Origin of the sequence: Klebsiella sp. TF21-TM (assembly GCF_019753495.1) — a bacterium.
Taxonomy (GTDB): domain Bacteria; phylum Pseudomonadota; class Gammaproteobacteria; order Enterobacterales; family Enterobacteriaceae; genus Klebsiella; species Klebsiella quasipneumoniae.
Map to the genome: position 1 here is coordinate 18,661 of NZ_JAIJYL010000003.1, position 21,655 is coordinate 40,315.

Sequence of the window (21,655 nt, forward strand, 5' to 3'; positions counted from 1 at the left end):
ACTTAGTTGGACGCCAGGCCCAGGGCACGCTTCACCGGGCCGAAACTGCGCCGGTGATGCTCTGTTGCGCCGTGTTCCTGCAGCTTCTGCAGGTGTACAGCGGTGGGATAGCCTTTATGCTGGGCAAATCCGTAGTGGGGAAATGCGAGGTCCAGCGTGGCCATTTCGGCGTCACGAGTGACTTTTGCCAGAATAGACGCTGCGCTGATTTCTGCCACCCGGCTGTCGCCTTTCACCACCGCCAGGGAGGGCATCGGTAGCGACGGACAGCGGTTGCCATCGATCAGAACAAACTCGGGCACAATGCTCAGGCCGGCGACGGCGCGCTGCATCGCCAGCATAGTGGCATGCAGGATATTCAGCTCATCGATTTCATGGGGCTCGGCGCGCCCAAGGCTCCAGCACAGCGCTTTCTCTTTAATCTCATCGAAGAGCGCCAGTCGACGCTTCTCGCTGAGCTTTTTGGAATCATTCAGACCCACAATCGGCTTCGCCGGATCGAGGATCACCGCCGCGGTCACCACCGCGCCAACCAGGGGGCCACGCCCGACCTCATCGACGCCGGCAACCAGATGGGTATGCGGATAGACGAACTCCATCATTGTTTTGCTAACTCCAGTACGGCGTCCGCCGCCTGCTCATCGGCGTTGCAGCGGATCTGCTGATGCAGCGCGCGGAATGTCTCATGCATCTCATGGCTGGTTTTGCCATCGGCCAGCAGCGGCTGCAGGGCGGCAGCCAGCGCCTGCGGCTCGCACTCATCCTGCAGCAGCTCTTTAACCAGCTCGCGCCCGGCCAGCAGGTTCGGCAACGAGACGTAGTCGGTTTTAACCAACCGCTTCGCCAGCCAGAAGGTGAACGGCTTCATGCGATAGCCAACCACCATCGGGCATTTCGCCAGCATACACTCCAGCGCCGCCGTCCCGGAGGCCAGCAGCGCGGCGTCGCTGGCGATCATCGCATCGCGCGCCTGGCCGTCCAGCATATGCACGATCATATCCGGCGCCGTCTCAGCTTTAATTCGCTCAAACTGCTCCCGCCGTTTAGCATTAACCAGCGGCACCACCACCTGCAGATCGGGATAGGTAGCCCGCAGAAGCTGCGCGGTTTTCAGAAAGTCCGCACTGAGCATTTCGACTTCCGCGCCGCGGCTACCGGGCAACAGCGCCAGGCAACGCACGTCGTGCGGGATCCCTAACCGGTCGCGCGCGGCGCCTTTGTCAGGATCCAGCGGCATCGCATCCGCCATGGTATGGCCGATAAAGCGGCAGGGAACGTTAAATTTGTCATAAAACGCTTTTTCGAAAGGCAGAAAGGCCAGCACCAGATCGGTTGATCTGCCGATTTTGAAAACGCGTTTTTGTCGCCAGGCCCAAACCGATGGGCTGACGTAGTGAATGGTTTTGATGCCCTGCTTTTTCAGATTCCCTTCGAGGGTAATATTGAAGTCAGGGGCGTCGATACCGACGAAAACATCGGGACGCAGCTCGCCGAAGCGGCGGGTCAAATCGGCGCGAATATGGAGTAAGCGACGCAGGCGACCGAGCACTTCAACAATACCCATCACCGCCAGCTCTTCCATTTCGTACCAGGCTTCACACCCTTCCGCCTGCATCAGCGGTCCCGCCACGCCGACAAAGCGCGCATTCGGGATGCGTGCTTTGAGGGCGCGGATGAGGCCAGCGCCAAGAATATCGCCGGAGGTTTCTCCGGCGACCAGGGCAATCGTCAGGGGACGCTGTTCAGCCATTAACGAATCAAGCCGCGGGTAGAGCGGGCGAAGAAATCGACAAACGGCTGAACTTCAGGATGCTGAGTCGCCAGTTCGGCGATCTCCGGCTTGGCTTCTTCCAGCGTCTTGCCGCTGCGGTACAGCAGTTTATACGCGTTGCGGATCGCGGTAATCGCTTCCCGGCTGAAGCCGCGGCGTTTCAGGCCTTCGATGTTGACGCCGAACGGCGTCGCATGGTTGCCCTGGGCAATCACGAACGGCGGAACGTCCTGCGCTACGCCGGAGCAGCCGCCAACCATAACGTGTGAGCCAATGACGCAGAACTGGTGCACCGCAGTCATGCCGCCGATAATGACATAATCATCCAGCGAAACATGGCCCGCGAGCGTCGCGTTATTGGCCAGGATGCAGCGATCGCCAAGCGTACAATCGTGCGCCACGTGGGCGTTGATCATCAGCAGGTTATCGTTGCCCACCTTTGTTAATCCACCGCCCTGTACTGTGCCGCGATGAATGGTGACGCTTTCGCGAATGCGGTTGCGATCGCCAATTTCCACCCGGGTTGGTTCGCCAGCATATTTCAGATCCTGGTTAACTTCGCCGATGGAAGCGAACTGATAGATCTCGTTGTCACGGCCGATTTTGGTGTGGCCGTTAACGACAACGTGAGACTTCAGTACGGTGCCTTCGCCGATTTCGACGTTGGCGCCAACAATACAAAACGGACCAATGTGGACGTTAGCGCCAATCACGGCGCCTTCTTCAACAATGGCGGTAGGATGAACAAAAGCGGTTTTATCAATCACGTATCAGGCCTCCCGGCTACGCGCACACATCATCGTCGCTTCGCAAACCACTTTACCGTCAACCAGCGCAACGCCTTTAAAACGGGTCAGGCCGCGGCGGGTTTTCTCGAAAGTGACTTCCATAATCATCTGATCGCCTGGTACTACCGGGCGTTTGAAACGTGCTTCATCGATACCCGCGAAGTAATACAGCTCGCCTGGTTCCAGTTTTCCAACGCTTTTGAATGCCAGAATCCCGGTGGCCTGCGCCATTGCTTCCAGAATCAGGACGCCCGGCAAAATCGGCTTACCAGGGAAATGCCCCTGGAAAAACGGCTCGTTTACAGAAACATTTTTTACTGCGCGCAGAAAACGACCTTCTTCAAAATCCAGCACGCGGTCTACCAGCAGGAACGGGTAACGGTGAGGCAGAAGTTCCAGAATCTCTTCAATGTGCAGAGTATGAGTGTCAGTAGTCAAAATACTCTTCCTGTCTAAATGTACTAAAAGGCAATAATAACACGGCCTGCGGCAATCTTTTAGCGAATGCAACAGGCCGGAAATGTCATGTGACCAAATGATGAATTAGTCTTGTTGATTAACCTTGCGCTCAATCGCTTTCAGGCGCTTGCTCATCTCGTCAATATTCATCACCAGCGCAGCGGTTTTACGCCACGCCTTGTTCGGCTGCAGCGGAATACCGGAGGAGTATACGCCAGGTTCGCTGATAGGACGCATCACCATCCCCATCCCCGTGACGGTGACCTTATCGCAGATTTCCATATGGCCGTTAATCACGCTGGCGCCGCCAATCATGCAGTAGCGGCCGATTTTCAGGCTGCCTGCCATGATGACACCGCCGGCAACCGCGGTATTGTCGCCAATCACCACGTTATGCGCAATCTGGCACTGGTTATCAATGATAACCCCGTTGCCAATCACGGTATCGTCCAGCGCGCCGCGGTCAATTGTGGTGCAGGCGCCGATCTCCACGCGATCGCCAATAATGACGCGACCCAGCTGCGGGATCTTCACCCAGTTGCCGCGATCGTTGGCGTAGCCGAAGCCATCCGCGCCGATCACCGTGCTGGACTGGATCAGGCAATTCTCGCCGATCTCAATCTCATGGTAAACGGTCACATTGGCCCACAAACGCGAGCCGGCGCCTATTTTCGTATTTTTCCCAACGAAGCAGCCTGCGCCGATGACCACGTTATCGCCCAGCTCTACCCCGGATTCGATAACGGCGTTGGCGCCGATGGCAACGTTGCTACCCAGCTTCGCCGTCGGATCGATAACCGCGCTCGGCGCGATATCCTGTGCCGGCTGCGGCGTGGTATCCAGAATTTGAGCCATGCGCGCGTAGGTCAGGTAGGGATTACGCACTACCAGCGCGGCGCTATGGGCAAAAGGCAAATCATCCTGCGTCATCACAACGGCAGAAGCCTGGCAAGCGGCCAGGTGTTCACGGTACTTAGGGTTGACCATGAAAGTGATTTGGCCCGTTTTCGCGCTCTGCATGGACGCAACGCCGGTGATGACGATATCGCCATCACCGTGTAATTCTGCATCCAACTGCTGCGCAAGATCAGCCAGTCGAATTGAAGGCATTACTTATTTAACCTGTTTCAGCACATCAGCGGTGATGTCTTTTACATCGCTGCTGTTGTATGCAACGGCATTCGCGTCAACCACCAGATCGATGCTCTGATCTTTCGCTACGCTCTGTACGGCAGTCTGGATACGGGTCACCAGTTTGCCACGCTCTTCGTTGGAACGACGAGCGCGATCCTGTTCAAACGCCTGCGCTTTCTGGGAGAAGGTCTGGCGCTGAGCCATCACGTCTTTTTCCAGTTTGGTACGATCGGCGCCCGGCTTCATGGACTGCAGACGCTGCATTTTAGACTGCAGGTCGCCTTCCATACGCTGCAGTTCGCTAGCGCGGCCTTTGAACTCGTTTTCCAGCGTGTTGGAAACGCCAGTTTTCTGGGCAACCTGTTGGAACAGGCTGTTCATGTTCACCAGGGCAATTTTATCTGCCGCCTGAGCGGAAGTTACCATTGCCAAACCCAGACCTGCAGCTAATAACCACTTTTTCACAATAAACTCCTTACCATCCCATGAGTACCCAGGGGTACCGTTATTTGCGTGGCGAGGCGATAAACGCGTTATCGCCTACGGTCAGCGCTATACTGCACTTGCATTCCATTGCCGCCAACAATTACCAGGTTTTACCAATGTTAAACTGGAACTGTTCGGCTTTGTCTCCATCGTACTTTTTGAACGGTTGGGCGTAGGAGAAGACCAACGGCCCCAACGGCGACATCCACTGCACGGCAATACCCGCAGACATACGGATGTTGCTCGGATCGCTGTAATCCGGATAACCGCCATACGCGCTCGAATCCCAGTGAGTATCCCATACGGTACCCATATCCCAGAAGAAGGAAGTCCGGACCGAGTTCGCATATTTGTCACTAATGAACGGCGTCGGGGTAATCAGCTCCAGGCTGGCCACCGCCATCGCGTTACCGCCCACCGCATCATCGGATTTACACGGTGCGGATTCGGTGCTCTTACATTCATTATCGTAGCTGTCATCATCGTCATGACGGCTGCTTGCCGGGAAATACACTGCCTTCGGACCAATGGTGTTCGACTGGAAGCCACGCACGGTGCTGGAGCCACCGGCATAGAAGTTCTCATAGAACGGCATCTCTTTGCCGCCGATACCATCGCCATAGCCAAAGCGGGTACGACCCAGCACCACCCATTCATGATCGTTGTCGATCGGCACATAGGTGGCGGTATCCAACGTCGCTTTGTAGTATTCGTTGTCCGAACCCGGAATGGTCACTTTACCGTTCAGGTTGACGCGCGAACCTTCCGTTGGGAAGAAGCCGCGGTCAAGCTTGTTATAGGTCCAACCGTAGTTGAAGGTGAAGTCATTCGCACTGAACGAGTTCCGGTCGTTAGTGTTGTCCGGATACTGGCCCATCGAGTTCAGGTAACGCCACATCGCCACCTGCGGCTGCATATTGGACAGGGAGTTATGCACATACCCGACGCCGGCGCGCAGCGTGTTGTATTCGTTGACCGGGAAGCCCAGCGTGATGTCTGTACCATAGCTTTTGTTGGTATAGTCAGACAGATCCGCATCGTTCGCATCAAAGTCATTATAGAAGACACGGCCGCCGAGGCTCACACCGTCTACGGTGAAGTACGGGTTGGTCACCGACAGCTCGGTATAGGTTTGGTAGTCGTTTTTGGTGCCGTTGATCCCGACAGCATAGCCAGTACCTAACCAGTTATCCTGCTGAACGCCCGCCTGGAAGCTGACGCCGCTCTCGGTACCGTAACCGATACCGAAGTTGAAGCTACCGGTGTTACGCTCTTTCACCTTGTAGACTACATCGACCTGGTCCGGGCTGCCCGGGACGCGCTGGGTATCGGTATCGACCGTTTCGAAGAAGCCTAAACGGTTGAGACGGTCTTTACCCTGATCGACGAGGTCGCTGCCCAGCCACGCGCCTTCCATCTGGCGCATTTCGCGGCGCAGAACGGCATCTTTGGAGGTGTCGTTGCCTTCGAAGCGAATTTTACGCACGTAATAGCGGTTGCCCGCATCGACGTTGACGTGCAGCTTAACGGTTTTATCGCTGTCGTTGATCTCCGGCTGCGACTGCACGCGCGGGTAGGCGTAACCATAACGACCCAACAGTTTCTTGATGTCGTTTTCCATCTTGGTCACTTTCGCGCCGTTATACAGTTCACCCGGCTCGACTTTGGTCAGCGCTTCGATTTCCGCGGAATGGCCGGCGAGGTTGCCCGTCACCTGCACCCCGGAAAACTTGTACTGATCGCCTTCAGTGATGTTGACGGTGATGTAGATCCCTTTCTTATCCGGCGTCAGGCTGACCTGGGTAGAATCGATGTTGAAACGGGCATAGCCGCGATCCAGGTAGTAGCTGCGCAGGGTTTCAAGGTCGCCCGCCAGCTTCTGCTTCTGGTATTTACGGTCGCCGACCACGTTCCACCACGGTACTTCATCGCGCAGCTGGAAGTGAGAGATCAGCTCATCAGTCGAAAACGCATGGTTGCCGACGATGTTGATCTGCTGAATTTTAGCGGAGACGCCTTCCTGGAAGACCAGTTTCAGGTCGACACGGTTTCGCGGCAGCGGAGTAACCACCGCTTTGACGCTGGCGCTGTATTTACCGACGCTGTAGTAGAAATCCTCGAGACCCTTCTCGATGTCCGCGATGGTCGTGCGGTCAAGCGACTCACCCACCCGAACACCAGAGGCCTCAAGGTTCTGCTTGAGCATGTCATCTTTCACCGACTTGTTGCCGGAGAAAGTGATGCTGGCGATCGTCGGACGCTCTTTCACCTGCACCAGCAGGGTATCACCATCGCGCAGGACGCGGACGTCCTCGAAGTTGCCAGTGGCAAACAGCGCGCGAATAGTGTTACTGATATCATCGTCGGTCACCGTATCGCCAGGACGCACTGGCATACTGAGGAGGGCCGCACCAACAGCGACACGCTGCAAGCCTTCGAAATGAATGTCCTTCACCACGAACCCTTCAGCACCGTATACAGTCGCGCTGCTAAACAGCAGCGACGCTATGAGCAACTTTTTCATCGCCATCGTTATTATGCGTTCTTCCTAACAAACTCTCTTATAACCGAGAGAAATCATTGAAAAGTGCAAGCCCCATTAACAGCACCAGCAGTATTGAGCCAATGCGATAACTAAAGTCTTGAACTCGCTCGGATACCGGCCCGCCCTTCAGCTTTTCAATCGCCAAAAACAGCAGATGTCCCCCATCCAGTACGGGTAGTGGGAACAGGTTGATGATTCCGAGGTTCACGCTAATCAGCGCAAGGAACATCAGATAATAAATCAACCCAAACTCCGCTGACATTCCAGCCCCCTGAGCGATAGAGATCGGCCCACTGAGGTTGTTCAGTTTGACATCACCGGTTATCAATTTACCCAGCATCCTGACCGTCAGCGACATCAGCTGCCAGGTTTTATCCGTGGCTTCAGCGATGGCGGCAAACGGTCCGTACTGACGTACTGTCTTGTATTCTTCAGGCAGCGGGATGACCTTTGGCACCACCCCTGCGAACCCTTCTGCCTTACCTTTCACCGTTTTTGCATCCGGCGTCAGGGTTAACGGCAGCGCACTCCCCTGCCGTTCAATCTCCAGCGCCAGCGCTTTGCCCGGATTATCGCGCACCAGATTAACAAACGTCATCCACTGCGTTAACGGTTGTCCATCGACTTTAACGATCCGGTCGCCCGCTTGCAAACCTGCTTTCTGAGCTGCCGAGCCCGCCTGGACTTCCGCCAGCACCGTATCAATCTGCGCGCTGCGCGGCTGGATCCCTAGCGACGTCACGGGATCTTGCTTGTCTGGCTCAAACGCCCAGTGCCGCAGATCGACGATTTTATCCTGGCGCTGATTGGTCCCGAAAGGGGCGACGGTAAGTATTGTTTGCGGGTTGCCGATTTTGGCCACCAGCTGCAGACGCACCGCATCCCAATCAGGCGTTTCGATACCATCTATCGCTTTAAGTTCCGTGCCTTTTGCAATTTGTGCTTGCGCGGCAACCGAATTGGGGGTTATTTCACCCACTACCGGGCGAACTCCAGGAACGCCGATGATGAAGACCAACCAGTAGGCAAAGATAGCGAAAAGGAAGTTAGCGATGGGACCGGCGGCAATCACCGCCGCACGCTGGCCGACGGTTTTATTATTGAAAGCGTAGTGGCGCATCTCCGGCGCCACCGCTTCAACACGCTCATCCAGCATCTTGACATAGCCGCCCAGCGGGATCAGGGCAATGACGAACTCCGTACCCTGCTTATCCATCCGCCGCCACAGCGCTTTGCCGAAGCCGATAGAAAAACGCTCAACCCGGATACCGCAGCGGCGCGCTACCCAAAAATGGCCAAACTCATGCACCGTAATCAGTACGCCAAGCGCAATGATAAAAGCTGCCAGATTCCAGAGCACGCTCAGCATATAACCTTCCGTCAAATCGTCCTGAAGACCAACAGTAGCAGACAGGCGAAGACCGGCACCGCCGCCGTCAGGCTGTCGATACGATCGAGAATACCGCCATGTCCGGGAATCAAGTGCCCGCTATCCTTAATGCCGGCCTCGCGCTTAAACATACTTTCCGTCAGATCGCCCAGCACCGAAGCCAGGGCTGCCACCACCGAACAGACCAGCAGCACCGTTGGCGTAACGTCAAGATGGGCCCACACCCCGTAGGCCCAGGAGATCACCGCCGCGGTCAGCAAACCGCCAAAAAAGCCCTGCCAGGTTTTCCCCGGCGAGACCTTCGGCGCCAGCTTGTGCTTGCCAAACATTTTGCCAAACATATAGGCGCCGGAGTCCGCGCCCCAGACCAGAATCATCACATACAGGAGCCACAGCGCGCCGCTGTAATGGTTATCGGTATAGTGCCAGGCGCGCAGCGCCAGCATGCCCCAGAAAAACGGGACGATGGTCAGGATACCGAAGATAAGGCGCAGCACTTTCGAGTGCCGCCAGAATGCCGCCGACGCCGGATAAGAGAGCACCAGCAGCAGCGCGACGATCCACCAGGCGAAAGAGGCCCACAGCGAGCCTTCAACCATCGGTTGATGAACGTCATAATGGTATTCCGGCAGCAAAAACAGCATCGCCGCCAGCAGAAGGCCGCACAACACCGCCAGCCAGACCCGCTGCGACGTCGAGGTGAAACCGCTCAGTTGCCCCCACTCCCACGCGGCGAGCATGCAGACCACCAGGGTCACGATAGCAAACCCCATCGGCGGCAATAAAAACAGCGCCGCAATAACGACGGGGATTAAGACGAAAGCAGATATCAGGCGATACTTCAGCAAAAGTGACCCCCATCAGGCATGACTGCCACCCGGCTCAGTGCCGCCGAAACGACGCTCTCGATTAACAAAGGCATGGAGTGCACCTTCAAAGTCCTGTTCAGCAAAATCGGGCCAAAGAACATCCGTAAAGTAAAGTTCGGCATAGGCAATTTGCCAAATCAGAAAATTACTTATTCGGTGCTCTCCCCCGGTCCTAATAACTAAATCTACGGGAGCCAGTTCATGCATGCAGACCTGCTGACTCAGCATGTCTTCCGTGATCTGCTCAGGCAGCAGCGTCCCGTCCTGTACCTGTTTCGCCAGAAAACGAACGCCCTGGGTAATATCCCAGCGACCGCCGTAATTGGCCGCAATATTCAGCGTTAAGCCGGTATTGTTCGCGGTCAGCGCTTCCGCTTTGCGGATACGCTCCTGCAGGCGCGCATTGAAGCGCGTGGTGTCGCCAATAATCCGCAAACGCACATTGTGTCGGTGCAGGCTTTTGACTTCGCTATCCAGCGCCCAGACGAACAGCTCCATCAGCGCACTGACTTCCTGAGCCGGACGGTTCCAGTTTTCGCTGCTGAACGCGTATAACGTTAACGCCTCAATTCCATTATTCGCCGCGAAAGAGACCGCGCGACGCACGGATTTCGCACCGGCCTTGTGCCCGAAAGCGCGAATTTTACCTTGCCGTTTCGCCCAACGGCCGTTGCCATCCATAATAATGGCGACATGACGGCAGCCATGTGTAGGCGATATTTCGCTGACAGTTTGATTAGCAGACAACATCACGCGTTTTAAGTCCATAATAAGGATTAACTAGCCACCAAACAGAGGCCACCGGGCCGCGCTGGATACGCATTTTTATCCGGTGCCGGGGCTGCAGCCAATCGCAGAGAACAACCAAAAGCTTTACGCAAAAAAGCCGTGTTTTGCCACGGCCACCGTAATCTTCAACAACAAAATGCAACGATCGGGTGGCGCAGACTATATCACTGAAGCTTTGCGCCCACAAATATCACCGCGTTACGCCTGGGTGACCAACCGCTTCAGCTGTTGATGAGCAACCGCGCGGGCCTCAGCGTCGATAACCAGAACGTCATCAATGCTTTGCGGCTCCAGCAGGTTCATCTTATCCAGCACCGCCAGGTTAACCGCCGCAATATCGGTAAAGCGGATATCGCCCTGCAGAAACGCGGCGACCGACTCTTCATTGGCCGCATTCAGCGTGGTGGTCGCCGCCTGGCCGACGTCAAACGCCTCCATCGCCAGCTTCAGGCACGGATACCGCGTATAGTCTGGCGCGGAGAAGCTCAGATTGCTCAGCTGACAGAAGTCCAGCGGCTTAGCCCCGGAGTTCAGCCGCTGCGGCCAGCCCATGGTATGAGCGATCGGCGTGCGCATATCCGGTTCCCCAAGCTGCGCCAGCACGCTGCCGTCCTGATAGCGAACCATCGAGTGGATCACCGACTGCGGATGGATAAGGACCTCCATCTGCCGGGCCGAGGCGTTAAACAGCCAGCGCGCTTCAATATATTCCAGACCTTTGTTCATCATCGTGGCGGAGTCGACGGAGATCTTGCGTCCCATCGACCAGTTGGGATGACGGCAGGCCTGATCCGGCGTCATCGCCGCAAGTTCAGCTACCGCTGTCTCGCGGAAAGGCCCGCCCGAGCCGGTCAGCAGAATGGACGAAACGCCGTTCTGCGCCAGGTCAGCGTATCCCAGATGCTGCTGAATTGTCTCCGGCATACTCTGAAAAATCGCGTTATGTTCGCTGTCGACCGGCAGCAATCGCGCCCCCGACCGTTGAACCGCCTCCATGAACAAGCGACCGCAGGTCACCAGCGACTCTTTATTTGCTAACAACACCGTTTTTCCGGCGCGGATCGCCGCCAGCGTCGGCACCAGACCCGCCGCGCCGACGATAGCCGCCATCACCTGATCGACCTCCTCCAGCGCCGCGACCTCTGCCGCCGCCTGCTGGCCGCTCAGCACCTCGGTACGGCAGCCATGTTCCTGCAGACGGGTGCGCAACCGCTCAGCGCTTTGCGCATCGTCCATCACGGCGTAACGGGGGGTAAATTCAAGGCATTGTTCAACCATACGGTCAACGTTTTTCCCCGCGACCAGCGCGGCGACGGAAAAGCGACCGGGATTATGGCGTACCACGTCCAGCGTGCTACAGCCAATGGAGCCGGTCGAACCGAGAACGGTTAATTGCTTCATGAGACGTCCAGAAGAGTGGAAACAGAATAAAAAGCAAAACGCCGCCAGCAAGCCCCTACGCAGCAATTATCAGGGATAAGACGGCGGCATCAGGCCTTCAACTTAGCGCTAAAGGCTACAAGGCCAGCGGTCGCAACGCAATCCCGAGAATTGAGCGTACAGTCTTCTGTACGGCGTTTCGGATTTTACTCAGGCCAGACGCTGTCAGGCCCGAGTAAGGGCAGAGCATCAGAACTGCATCAGTTCCGCTTCTTTGTCTGCCAGCGCCGCGTCAACTTTCTTGATGGCGGCGTCAGTCATTTTCTGCACGTCGTCCTGAGAACGGCGATCGTCATCCTCGCTGATCTCTTTCTCTTTCAGCAGCGCTTTGACTTTGTCGTTGGCGTCGCGGCGAACGTTACGTACGGCAACGCGCGCCTGTTCAGCTTCACCACGCACGATCTTGGTCAGATCTTTACGACGCTCTTCGGTCAGCGGCGGCAGCGGAACCCGAATATCGCTACCGGCAGAGCTTGGGTTCAGACCGAGGTCGGACGCCATGATCGCTTTTTCAACAGCCGCGGACATAGAACGGTCAAAGACGTTGATTTTCAGGGTACGGGAGTCTTCGACGGTGACGCTGGCCAGCTGGCGCAGCGGGGTCGGCGTACCGTAGTATTCAACAACAATCCCGTCCAGCAGGCTCGGAGAAGCACGACCCGTGCGAATTTTGCTGATTTGGTTTTTGAATGCTTCGACGCATTTTTCCATGCGGATTTCAGCATCTTTTCTGATATCGCTAATCACGTTACGAATCCTTGAAAGCTTGTCTCAGTCAGACCAGACGGGGCACCCGTCGGAAAATGAGCTAAGTATAGTCAGATTTAATGAAAATCACCGGGTAATATCCCCGCGAAAGTAAAGCGGAATCTTACCCGGATTTGGCGCTGACGGGAATTATTCCGTGATCAATGTGCCTTCTTTTTCGCCCATCACCACGCGACGCAGCGCGCCAGGTTTGTTCATGTTGAAGACGCGAATCGGCAATTTATGGTCACGCGCCAGGGTGAAGGCCGCCAGATCCATCACTTTCAGCTCTTTTTCCAGCACTTCGCTGTAGGTCAGCTGATCGTACATCGTGGCGGAAGGATCTTTGGCCGGATCGGCGGTGAATACGCCGTCAACCTTGGTGGCTTTCAGCACCACATCGGCTTCAATTTCAATCCCGCGCAGGCAGGCTGCGGAATCGGTGGTAAAGAACGGGTTGCCGGTACCCGCGGAAAGGATCACCACGCGGTTGTTGCGCAGCAGGCTGATCGCCTCTGCCCAGCTGTAGTTGTCGCACACGCCGTTCAGCGGAATGGCGGACATCAAACGAGCGTTCACATAGGCGCGGTGGAGCGCATCGCGCATCGCGAGGCCATTCATAACCGTAGCCAGCATACCCATGTGGTCGCCCACAACGCGGTTCATACCCGCTTTCGCCAGACCAGCACCACGGAACAGGTTACCGCCACCAATTACTACGCCAACCTGAATACCCAGCTCAACCAGCTCTTTGATCTCTTGAGCCATGCGGTCAAGTATGCTTGCATCAATACCGAAGCCTTCTGAGCCCTGCAGCGCTTCGCCACTTAATTTCAGCAGAATACGTTTGTAGACGGGTTTTGCATTGGTAGCCATGTTTCTTTCCTGAGACTGTCAACGAATGAGATGTGAGAATTCCGGCGACATTGTATGTCGCATTTCAGCGCGGTCACTATAAGCAGTTGGCTGAATTTACAAAATGGGCGCAAAAAGAAGCCGCCCTCAGGCGGCTCCTTGCAAAAATTAAGACTGCTTGGACATCGCAGCAACTTCTGCTGCAAAGTCAGTCTCAACTTTCTCGATGCCTTCGCCCACTTCAAAGCGGATGAAGCCAGTCACGTCAGCGTTGTGCTCTTTCAGCAGCTGACCAACAGATTTGCTCGGCTCCATGACGAAAGGCTGACCAGTCAGAGAAACTTCGCCGGTGAATTTCTTCATGCGGCCTTCAACCATTTTCTCTGCGATTTCTTTCGGCTTACCGGACTGCATCGCGATGTCCAGCTGAACCTGGTACTCTTTCTCTACCACTTCAGCAGACACGTCTTCCGGCTTAACGAATTCCGGCTTGCTTGCGGCAACGTGCATTGCCAGCTGCTTAACCAGCTCTTCGTCAGCGCCTTTAGCGGCAACCAGAACGCCGATGCGCGCACCGTGCTGGTAGCTGCCCAGAACGTCGCCTTCCAGAACAGCGATACGACGGATGTTGATGTTCTCACCGATTTTAGCAACCAGGGCAACACGTTCTTCTTCGAACTGCGCTTTCAGAACTTCAACGTCGGAGATTTTACCCGCAACAGCGGCGTCCAGTACTTTGTCAGCAAATGCCTGGAAACCACCATCTTTAGCAACGAAGTCAGTCTGGCAGTTAACTTCCAGAATGTAACCGTAGTTGCCTTCGATTTTGGTTTTGATCACGCCGTCAGCAGCCACGTTGCCTGCTTTCTTCGCCGCTTTGATCGCGCCGGATTTACGCATGTTTTCGATTGCCAGCTCGATGTCGCCATTCGCTTCAGTCAGCGCTTTTTTGCAATCCATCATGCCTGCGCCAGTACGTTCGCGCAGCTCTTTTACCAGGGAAGCGGTAATTTCAGCCATTCTAAAATCCTCGGGAGATGTGGATACTGCCCGGCCAACGGCCAAACAGCGTAAATTGAAAAAAGGGGCCGATAATGGGCCCCTATTCATACACGGTACTAATAAGGGCTTAAACCTTATTATTCAGCTTCTACGAAGCTTTCTTCCGCCTGAGAAGCCAGGTCCTGAGAGCGACCTTCACGAACGGTAGCAGCAACAGCGCCCAGGTACAGGCTTACTGCGCGGATTGCATCGTCGTTACCCGGGATAACGAAGTCTACGCCGTCCGGATCAGAGTTGGTATCAACGATAGCAAATACCGGGATGCCCAGGTTGTTTGCTTCTTTGATAGCGATGTGCTCGTGGTCAGCGTCGATAACGAACAGTGCGTCCGGCAGGCCGCCCATGTCTTTGATACCGCCCAGGCTGTTTTCCAGCTTGTCCAGCTCACGAGTACGCATCAGCGCTTCTTTTTTGGTCAGCTTGTCGAAAGTACCGTCCTGGGACTGAGTTTCCAGGTCTTTCAGACGTTTGATGGACTGACGAACGGTTTTCCAGTTAGTCAGCATACCGCCCAGCCAGCGATGGTTCACGAAGAACTGGTCGCAGCTCAGAGCAGCGTCTTTTACCGCTTCGCTTGCAGCGCGCTTAGTACCAACGAAAAGGATTTTACCTTTACGAGCAGCGATCTTGTTCAGTTCAGCCAGAGCGTCGTTGAACATCGGTACGGTTTTCTCAAGGTTGATGATGTGAACTTTGTTACGCGCACCGAAGATGAACGGCTTCATTTTCGGGTTCCAGTAACGGGTCTGGTGACCGAAGTGAACACCAGCCTTGAGCATGTCGCGCATGGAAACAGTTGCCATGTTTAAAACCTCTATAGATTAAATTGGGGTTATGCCTCCACGTATCCCATATTACCGACCCCGAAGGGCACCCCGGAATATGTGCCGATACGTGTGTGTTATTACACAAAGTGAGCGATGTCGCTTACGTCCCATCCTTGTGTATCTGAGATGGAACGGAAGTCCGGCGCGCTTTATATCACAAAATCCATCCAGACACCAACTCTTGTTGACGTCACGTGCTGTTAATGATTCTCAGTTTGGCACCAGCCTACCCGGACTGTTACCATTGACAGGACTTACTCTATTATTGTCGAAAATATCGACACTGCTGGACATACTCCATGGCTATCTCTATTAAGACATCTGAAGATATTGAAAAAATGCGCGTTGCCGGTCGCCTGGCCGCTGAAGTGCTGGAAATGATCGAACCCTGGGTTAAGCCGGGCGTCAGCACTGGCGAACTGGACCGTATCTGTAACGACTATATCGTTAACGAGCAGAAGGCCATTTCCGCCTGTCTCGGCTATCACGGCTATCCGAAATCCGTCTGCATTTCGGTCAACGAAGTGGTCTGTCACGGTATCCCTGACGACGGCAAGCTGCTGAAAGATGGCGATATCGTGAATATCGACGTGACCGTCATTAAAGATGATTTCCATGGCGATACCTCCAAAATGTTTATCGTCGGCAAACCGACGATTCTCGGCGAGCGCCTGTGCCGCATCACTCAGGAAAGCCTGTACCTGGCGCTGAAGATGGTGAAGCCGGGCATCAACCTGCGCACCATCGGCGCGGCGATCCAGAAATATGTGGAAGCGGAAGGGTTCTCCGTGGTTCGCGAATACTGTGGTCACGGCATCGGCCGCGGCTTCCATGAAGAGCCGCAGGTGCTGCACTACGACTCGCCGGAAACCAACGTCGTGCTCAAACCAGGCATGACCTTCACCATCGAGCCGATGGTCAACGCCGGTAAAAAAGAGATCCGCAGCATGAAAGACGGCTGGACGGTGAAAACCAAAGACCGGAGCTTGTCTGCGCAGTACGAGCATACTATTGTGGTGACAGACAACGGCTGCGAAATTCTGACGCTACGTAAGGATGACACCATCCCGGCGATAATCTCGCACGATGAATGATGAAAAGCCGGCGCCCGCCGGCTTTTTTATTAGATAGTTTTTTCTTATGGTGACGCGATGAGCAACTCATTACCTGACACAGCCTCCCCCCTTCTGCCCATCCCGCCGGAACATCCGGTGAGCTGGCCGCAGGGCGATCTGAACTGTGCTGCAATTAAGGCGCACATCGATACCTTTCAGCACTGGCTGGGCGAGGCGTTTGACGCCGGTATCGCCGCGGAGCAGCTCATTGCGGCGCGCACCGAATTTATCGACCAGCTGCTGCAGCGGTTGTGGATCGCCTGCGGCTTTGAATCCGTCTGCGACCTGGCGCTGGTGGCCGTCGGCGGCTATGGCCGCGGCGAGCTGCATCCGCTCTCTGACGTCGATCTGCTGATCCTCAGCCGCAAAAAGCTGCCGGACGACCAGGCGCAAAAGGTCGGCGAACTGCTGACGCTGCTGTGGGACGTCAAACTGGAGGTAGGCCACAGCGTGCGCACTCTCGAAGAGTGTCTGCTGGAAGGGCTTTCGGATCTCACCGTCGCCACCAACTTAATCGAATCGCGCCTGCTGATCGGCGACGTCGCGCTGTTCCTTGAACTGCAAAAACATATTTTTAGCGACGGCTTCTGGCCATCAGAAAAGTTCTTCGCCGCGAAAGTCGAAGAGCAGAACGTTCGTCATCAGCGCTATCACGGCACCAGCTATAACCTCGAGCCGGACGTGAAAAGCAGCCCCGGCGGCCTGCGCGATATCCATACGCTACAGTGGGTGGCTCGCCGCCATTTCGGCGCAACCTCGATGGATGAGATGGTCGGCTTCGGCTTTCTGACCGAGGCCGAGCGCAATGAGCTCAACGAGTGTCTGCACCAGCTGTGGCGTATCCGCTTCGCGCTGCATCTCGAACTCACTCGCTATGACAACCGCCTGCTTTTCGACCGCCAGCTCAGCGTCGCCCGCCGGCTCGGCTATGAAGGCGACGGCAACCAGCCGATTGAGCATATGATGAAGGACTTCTTCCGCGTCACCCGCCGGGTGAGCGAGCTGAACCAGATGCTGCTGCAGCTGTTTGAAGAGGCCATCCTCGCCCTGACCGAGGATGAAAAACCGCGCCCGATCGATGATGACTTCCAGCTGCGCGGCACGCTGATCGATCTGCGTGACGATACGCTGTTTATTCGCGAGCCGCAGGCCATTCTGCGCATGTTTTATATCATGGTGCGCAACAGCACCATCACCGGCATCTATTCCACGACGTTGCGCCATCTGCGCCACGCCCGCCGCCATCTGACCCAGCCGCTGTGCTATATCCCGGAGGCGCGCACGCTCTTTCTCAGCATGCTGCGCCATCAGGGGGCAGTGAGTCGCGGACTGCTGCCGATGCATCGTCACAGCGTGCTGTGGGCCTATATGCCGCAGTGGTCCCATATCGTCGGCCAGATGCAGTTCGACCTGTTTCACGCCTACACCGTCGATGAACACACCATCCGCGTGATGCTCAAGCTGGAGAGCTTTGCTAAAGAAGAGACCCGTAGCCGCCACCCGCTGTGCGTGGAACTGTGGCCGCGCTTAACGCACCCGGAGCTGATTTTAATCGCCGCCCTGTTCCACGACATCGCCAAAGGGCGCGGCGGCGACCACTCGATCCTCGGCGCACAGGATGTGCTGAAATTTGCCGAACTGCACGGGCTGAACTCCCGTGAAACGCAGCTGGTCGCCTGGCTGGTGCGTCACCACCTGCTGATGTCGGTCACCGCCCAGCGGCGCGATATTCAGGATCCAGAGGTGATTAAGCAGTTCGCCGAGGAGGTGCAAACGGAAAATCGCCTGCGCTATCTGGTGTGCCTGACCGTCGCCGATATCTGCGCCACCAACGAAACCCTGTGGAACAGCTGGAAGCAGAGCCTGCTGCGCGAACTCTATTTCGCCACTGAAAAACAGCTGCGTCGCGGCATGCAAAGCACCCCGGACATGCGCGAACGGGTGCGTCACCATCAGCTGCAGGCGCTGGCCCTGCTGCGGATGGACAATATTAATGAAGAGGCGCTGCATCAAATCTGGAACCGCTGCCGCGCCAACTATTTCGTGCGACATACGCCGACGCAGCTCGCCTGGCACGCCCGCAACCTGCTGCGCCACGATCTGAATAAGCCGATGATCCTCCTGAGCTCGCAGGCCACTCGCGGCGGAACGGAGATTTTTATCTGGAGCCCGGATCGCCCTTACCTGTTCGCCGCGGTGTGTGGCGAACTGGACCGTCGCAACCTCAGCGTCCACGACGCGCAGATCTTCACCACCCGCGACGGCATGGCGATGGATACCTTTATCGTCCTTGAGCCTGACGGCAGTCCGCTGTCCGCCGACCGCCACGAGGCGATCCGCCAGGGTCTGGAACAGACCATCACCCAGCGCAGTTGGGAGCCCCCGGCGCCCCGTCGTCAGGCGGCAAAGCTGCGTCATTTTTCGGTGGACACCGAGGTGAATTTCCTGCCGACCCATACCGATCGCAAATCGTTTCTCGAGCTGATTGCCCTTGACCAGCCCGGGCTGCTCGCCCGCGTCGGTCAGGTGTTCGCCGACCTCGGAATTTCGCTTCACGGGGCGCGAATTACGACAATTGGTGAGCGAGTAGAAGATTTATTTATAATCGCTACCGCCGACCGGCGTGCCCTTAATAATGAGCTGCAACAAGAAGTGCAACAACGGTTGACAGCGGCCCTCAATCCAAACGATAAAGGGTGACGTATTTTTTTTAGTGAATGGAAAGAAACAATGCAGCAGTTACAGAACGTTATTGAGTCCGCCTTCGAGCGTCGCGCCGACATCACGCCGGCCAATGTGGATACCGTGACCCGCGAAGCGGTTAACCAGGTTATTGCCCTTCTGGATTCCGGCGCGCTGCGCGTCGCTGAGAAGATCGACGGTCAGTGGGTGACGCATCAGTGGCTGAAGAAGGCGGTACTGCTCTCTTTCCGTATTAACGATAACCAGGTTATCGATGGTGCGGAAAGCCGCTACTTCGATAAAGTACCGATGAAATTCGCTGACTATGACGAAGCGCGTTTCCAGAAAGAAGGTTTCCGCGTGGTGCCGCCGGCAGCGGTGCGCCAGGGCGCGTTCATCGCCCGTAACACCGTGCTGATGCCGTCCTACGTTAACATCGGCGCCTACGTTGACGAAGGCACCATGGTTGACACCTGGGCCACCGTCGGCTCCTGCGCGCAGATCGGTAAAAACGTTCACCTGTCCGGCGGCGTCGGCATCGGTGGCGTACTGGAGCCGCTGCAGGCGAACCCGACCATCATCGAAGATAACTGCTTCATCGGCGCGCGCTCTGAAGTAGTTGAAGGGGTGATTGTCGAAGAAGGCTCCGTGATCTCCATGGGCGTTTACCTGGGTCAGAGCACCAAAATCTACGATCGCGAAACCGGCGAAGTCTTCTACGGTCGCGTGCCGGCTGGCTCGGTAGTGGTGTCAGGCAACCTGCCGTCGAAAGATGGTAAATACAGTCTGTACTGCGCAGTGATCGTGAAGAAAGTCGATGCTAAAACTCGCGGCAAGGTCGGCATTAACGAACTGCTGCGCACCATCGACTAAAGCAAATAAAAAGCGGGAGATATCCCGCTTTTTTGATATTTGATGCTGGCGAGAATGGATTTTTTCGTTAATTATTCAATGGTTATGATGCTATCAAAGGTACCGTTATGTACGATAATCTGAAAAGTCTTGGCATTACCAACCCTGATGAGATCGATCGCTATAGCCTGCGGCAGGAAGCTAACAACGACATTCTGAAAATCTATTTTCAGAAAGACAAAGGCGAATTCTTCGCCAAGAGCGTGAAGTTCAAATATCCGCGTCAGCGCAAAACCGTCGTCGCCGACGGCGTCGGCCAGGGCTACAAAGAGGTCCAGGAGATCAGCCCCAATCTGCGCTACGTCATCGATGAGCTGGATCAGATCTGCCAGCGCGATCGCACTGAAATCGATCTCAAGCGTAAAATCCTCGACGATTTACGCCATCTGGAAAGCGTGGTCACCAATAAGATCAGCGAAATCGAAGCCGATCTGGAAAAGCTCACCCGTAAGTAAGCGCATCCCCGGCGGCGCGTCGCCTGACCGGGCTGGCGGTATCAAACCGCTACCGACAGCATGCATCGTCCAGGCCGGGTATGGCGAGTCGCTACCCGGCATTTTTTTACCTCCACGCCTTAGCGTTGTTCATCCAGCTGCAGCGCGATATACAGCAGCAGCCGGTCGTCAAAGCTGCCAAGATCCAGCCCCGTCAGCTCCGAGATACGATTCAACCGGTACTCCAGCGTATTACGATGAATAAACAGCGCCTTCGACGTCGCCAGCGGCTGCACGTTATGGCGAAACCACGCCTGCAGCGTTCGCCGCAGCAGTCCGTTGTTATCCATCGCCTTGAGACGCGCCAGCGGACGAGCCAGCTCATTGGCCTGCCAGCCGCCGCGCAGGCTGTCAAGCAGCACCGGCAGCATCAGATCCTGATAGAAATAGCAGCGGCTCTCCGGCATCCGCTGCTTGCCCACCATCATCGTCGTGCGAGCGGTACGGTAAGAGCGGGCGATACTCCCGGGGCCGGTGAAGAAGTTGCCCAACGCCACGCGGAAACGGAGCTGGCCATTCTCTTTCATCCTGGCGATAAGCTGCTCGACGCGCCGGACGTGATCGTCGGCGTCCCAGCGGCCAAAGCTGTTCAGCGCCGGTTTCAGCACCACCATTTCCGTGAGCGAGACAATGGCCACGAGATTATGGCGATCGGGCGTGGTCAGCGCGTTCTGCAGTTGCTGTAATTCCGCCATCGCGCTGTCTACGCCGAGCTGGCCGCTGTCCACCTCAATCATCGCCACCACGCGCGGCTGATTCAGGTCGATGCCTAATCGCTGAGCCCATTCGTTCAGCGCCGGGGTATGCTCTTCCGCCTGAATCAGGTTCATCACCAGCTCTTCGCGCAGACGGCTGTCCTGCGCCAGGAGATGCATCAGTCGCGACTGCTCCAGCATCATCTCTGCCGTCATGCACACCAGCTCGCCATATTTTCGCAGCGACTCCGGCTCGCCGGTCAGGCCGATCACCCCGACGATCTCCCCCTCCAGGCGCAGCGGCAGGTTAATGCCCTGGCGCACCCCGTGCAGATGGCGAGCCACCGCGTCGTCGATATCCACCACCCGCCCCTGGGAAAGCACCAGCAGCGCGCCTTCGTGCAATTCACCAATCCTTTCCCGATCGCCGCTGCCGATAATCCGCCCGCGGGCATCCATCACGTTGATGTTGGTATCGATGATGCGCATCGTCCGCGCCACAATATCCTGCGCCATTTTGGTATCGAGATGCCAGCCAGCCATGTAATCCTCCCCTTTGCAGGGCACCAGCATAAAAGAGTCGTCGCCCTGCTGC

The 21,655-nt window shown here is 56.2% G+C and carries 20 protein-coding genes; 4 read left to right on the forward strand and 16 right to left on the reverse strand.

Features of this window, described 5'->3' with window-relative positions; genetic code table 11:
• Positions 1-2: 2 nt before the first annotated feature.
• The 15 genes from rnhB to rpsB all read right to left on the reverse strand — a co-directional run bounded on the left by rnhB (position 3) and on the right by rpsB (position 15,138).
• Positions 3-602 (reverse strand): ribonuclease HII, encoded by a 600-nt coding sequence (gene rnhB / locus K5R89_RS03665; protein ID WP_004204458.1) that lies wholly within the window; start codon positions 600-602, stop codon positions 3-5.
• Complete coding sequence (lpxB, locus tag K5R89_RS03670; RefSeq protein ID WP_023292050.1) at positions 599-1,750, reverse strand: lipid-A-disaccharide synthase; 1,152 nt, start codon at positions 1,748-1,750, stop codon at positions 599-601. Before lpxB ends, rnhB begins: the two co-directional genes overlap by 4 nt.
• Entirely contained in the window at positions 1,750-2,538 is a 789-nt protein-coding gene (gene lpxA, locus K5R89_RS03675) for an acyl-ACP--UDP-N-acetylglucosamine O-acyltransferase (RefSeq protein WP_004204455.1), read from the reverse strand. The genes lpxB and lpxA overlap by 1 nt, the downstream gene beginning before the upstream one ends.
• Positions 2,539-2,541: 3 nt before the next feature.
• The gene (fabZ, locus tag K5R89_RS03680; RefSeq protein ID WP_004145858.1) at positions 2,542-2,997 is read right to left on the reverse strand and encodes a 3-hydroxyacyl-ACP dehydratase FabZ; all 456 of its coding nucleotides are present in this window, start codon (positions 2,995-2,997) and stop codon (positions 2,542-2,544) included.
• Between the two features lie 105 nt (positions 2,998-3,102).
• The gene (gene lpxD, locus K5R89_RS03685; protein ID WP_032452898.1) at positions 3,103-4,128 is read right to left on the reverse strand and encodes a UDP-3-O-(3-hydroxymyristoyl)glucosamine N-acyltransferase; all 1,026 of its coding nucleotides are present in this window, start codon (positions 4,126-4,128) and stop codon (positions 3,103-3,105) included.
• A 3-nt stretch (positions 4,129-4,131) separates the two neighbouring features.
• Entirely contained in the window at positions 4,132-4,617 is a 486-nt protein-coding gene (skp, locus tag K5R89_RS03690; RefSeq protein ID WP_002889325.1) for a molecular chaperone Skp, read from the reverse strand.
• A 121-nt stretch (positions 4,618-4,738) separates the two neighbouring features.
• The gene (gene bamA / locus K5R89_RS03695; RefSeq protein ID WP_023292048.1) at positions 4,739-7,168 is read right to left on the reverse strand and encodes an outer membrane protein assembly factor BamA; all 2,430 of its coding nucleotides are present in this window, start codon (positions 7,166-7,168) and stop codon (positions 4,739-4,741) included.
• A 31-nt stretch (positions 7,169-7,199) separates the two neighbouring features.
• On the reverse strand, positions 7,200-8,552 hold the full coding sequence (gene rseP / locus K5R89_RS03700) for a sigma E protease regulator RseP (RefSeq protein ID WP_004204451.1): 1,353 nt from the start codon (positions 8,550-8,552) through the stop codon (positions 7,200-7,202).
• Positions 8,553-8,563: 11 nt separating this feature from the next.
• The gene (cdsA, locus tag K5R89_RS03705; protein WP_023292047.1) at positions 8,564-9,421 is read right to left on the reverse strand and encodes a phosphatidate cytidylyltransferase; all 858 of its coding nucleotides are present in this window, start codon (positions 9,419-9,421) and stop codon (positions 8,564-8,566) included.
• A 12-nt stretch (positions 9,422-9,433) separates the two neighbouring features.
• A complete protein-coding gene (ispU, locus tag K5R89_RS03710; RefSeq protein ID WP_032429282.1) occupies positions 9,434-10,192 on the reverse strand; it encodes a (2E,6E)-farnesyl-diphosphate-specific ditrans,polycis-undecaprenyl-diphosphate synthase in 759 nt (252 codons plus the stop codon).
• A 237-nt stretch (positions 10,193-10,429) separates the two neighbouring features.
• Positions 10,430-11,632, reverse strand: a complete 1,203-nt coding sequence (gene ispC, locus K5R89_RS03715; protein ID WP_044521082.1) for a 1-deoxy-D-xylulose-5-phosphate reductoisomerase — start codon at positions 11,630-11,632, stop codon at positions 10,430-10,432.
• Positions 11,633-11,860: 228 nt separating this feature from the next.
• The gene (gene frr, locus K5R89_RS03720; RefSeq protein ID WP_002889308.1) at positions 11,861-12,418 is read right to left on the reverse strand and encodes a ribosome recycling factor; all 558 of its coding nucleotides are present in this window, start codon (positions 12,416-12,418) and stop codon (positions 11,861-11,863) included.
• Positions 12,419-12,568: 150 nt separating this feature from the next.
• Entirely contained in the window at positions 12,569-13,294 is a 726-nt protein-coding gene (pyrH, locus tag K5R89_RS03725) for a UMP kinase (protein ID WP_002889306.1), read from the reverse strand.
• Between the two features lie 147 nt (positions 13,295-13,441).
• The gene (tsf, locus tag K5R89_RS03730) at positions 13,442-14,293 is read right to left on the reverse strand and encodes a translation elongation factor Ts (RefSeq protein ID WP_004151930.1); all 852 of its coding nucleotides are present in this window, start codon (positions 14,291-14,293) and stop codon (positions 13,442-13,444) included.
• 119 nt (positions 14,294-14,412) lie between these two features.
• Entirely contained in the window at positions 14,413-15,138 is a 726-nt protein-coding gene (gene rpsB, locus K5R89_RS03735) for a 30S ribosomal protein S2 (protein ID WP_004204447.1), read from the reverse strand.
• Positions 15,139-15,461: 323 nt separating this feature from the next.
• On the opposite strand from rpsB, the gene map reads away from it, so the two are divergent.
• From map to K5R89_RS03755, 4 genes are all read left to right on the forward strand, one after another.
• Positions 15,462-16,256 carry a type I methionyl aminopeptidase gene (gene map / locus K5R89_RS03740; protein ID WP_004204446.1) on the forward strand — a complete coding sequence of 265 codons (795 nt, stop codon included), beginning with the start codon at positions 15,462-15,464 and terminating at the stop codon, positions 16,254-16,256.
• 57 nt (positions 16,257-16,313) lie between these two features.
• Positions 16,314-18,977: a bifunctional uridylyltransferase/uridylyl-removing protein GlnD gene (glnD, locus tag K5R89_RS03745; protein WP_023292044.1), complete on the forward strand. Its 2,664-nt coding sequence runs from the start codon at positions 16,314-16,316 to the stop codon at positions 18,975-18,977.
• Between the two features lie 30 nt (positions 18,978-19,007).
• On the forward strand, positions 19,008-19,832 hold the full coding sequence (dapD, locus tag K5R89_RS03750) for a 2,3,4,5-tetrahydropyridine-2,6-dicarboxylate N-succinyltransferase (RefSeq protein ID WP_002889295.1): 825 nt from the start codon (positions 19,008-19,010) through the stop codon (positions 19,830-19,832).
• 107 nt (positions 19,833-19,939) lie between these two features.
• A complete protein-coding gene (locus tag K5R89_RS03755) occupies positions 19,940-20,326 on the forward strand; it encodes a DUF3461 family protein (RefSeq protein ID WP_002889292.1) in 387 nt (128 codons plus the stop codon).
• Positions 20,327-20,445: 119 nt separating this feature from the next.
• On the opposite strand, the gene cdaR is transcribed toward K5R89_RS03755, so the two are convergent.
• The gene (cdaR, locus tag K5R89_RS03760) at positions 20,446-21,603 is read right to left on the reverse strand and encodes a DNA-binding transcriptional regulator CdaR (RefSeq protein WP_023292043.1); all 1,158 of its coding nucleotides are present in this window, start codon (positions 21,601-21,603) and stop codon (positions 20,446-20,448) included.
• Positions 21,604-21,655: the final 52 nt, after the last annotated feature.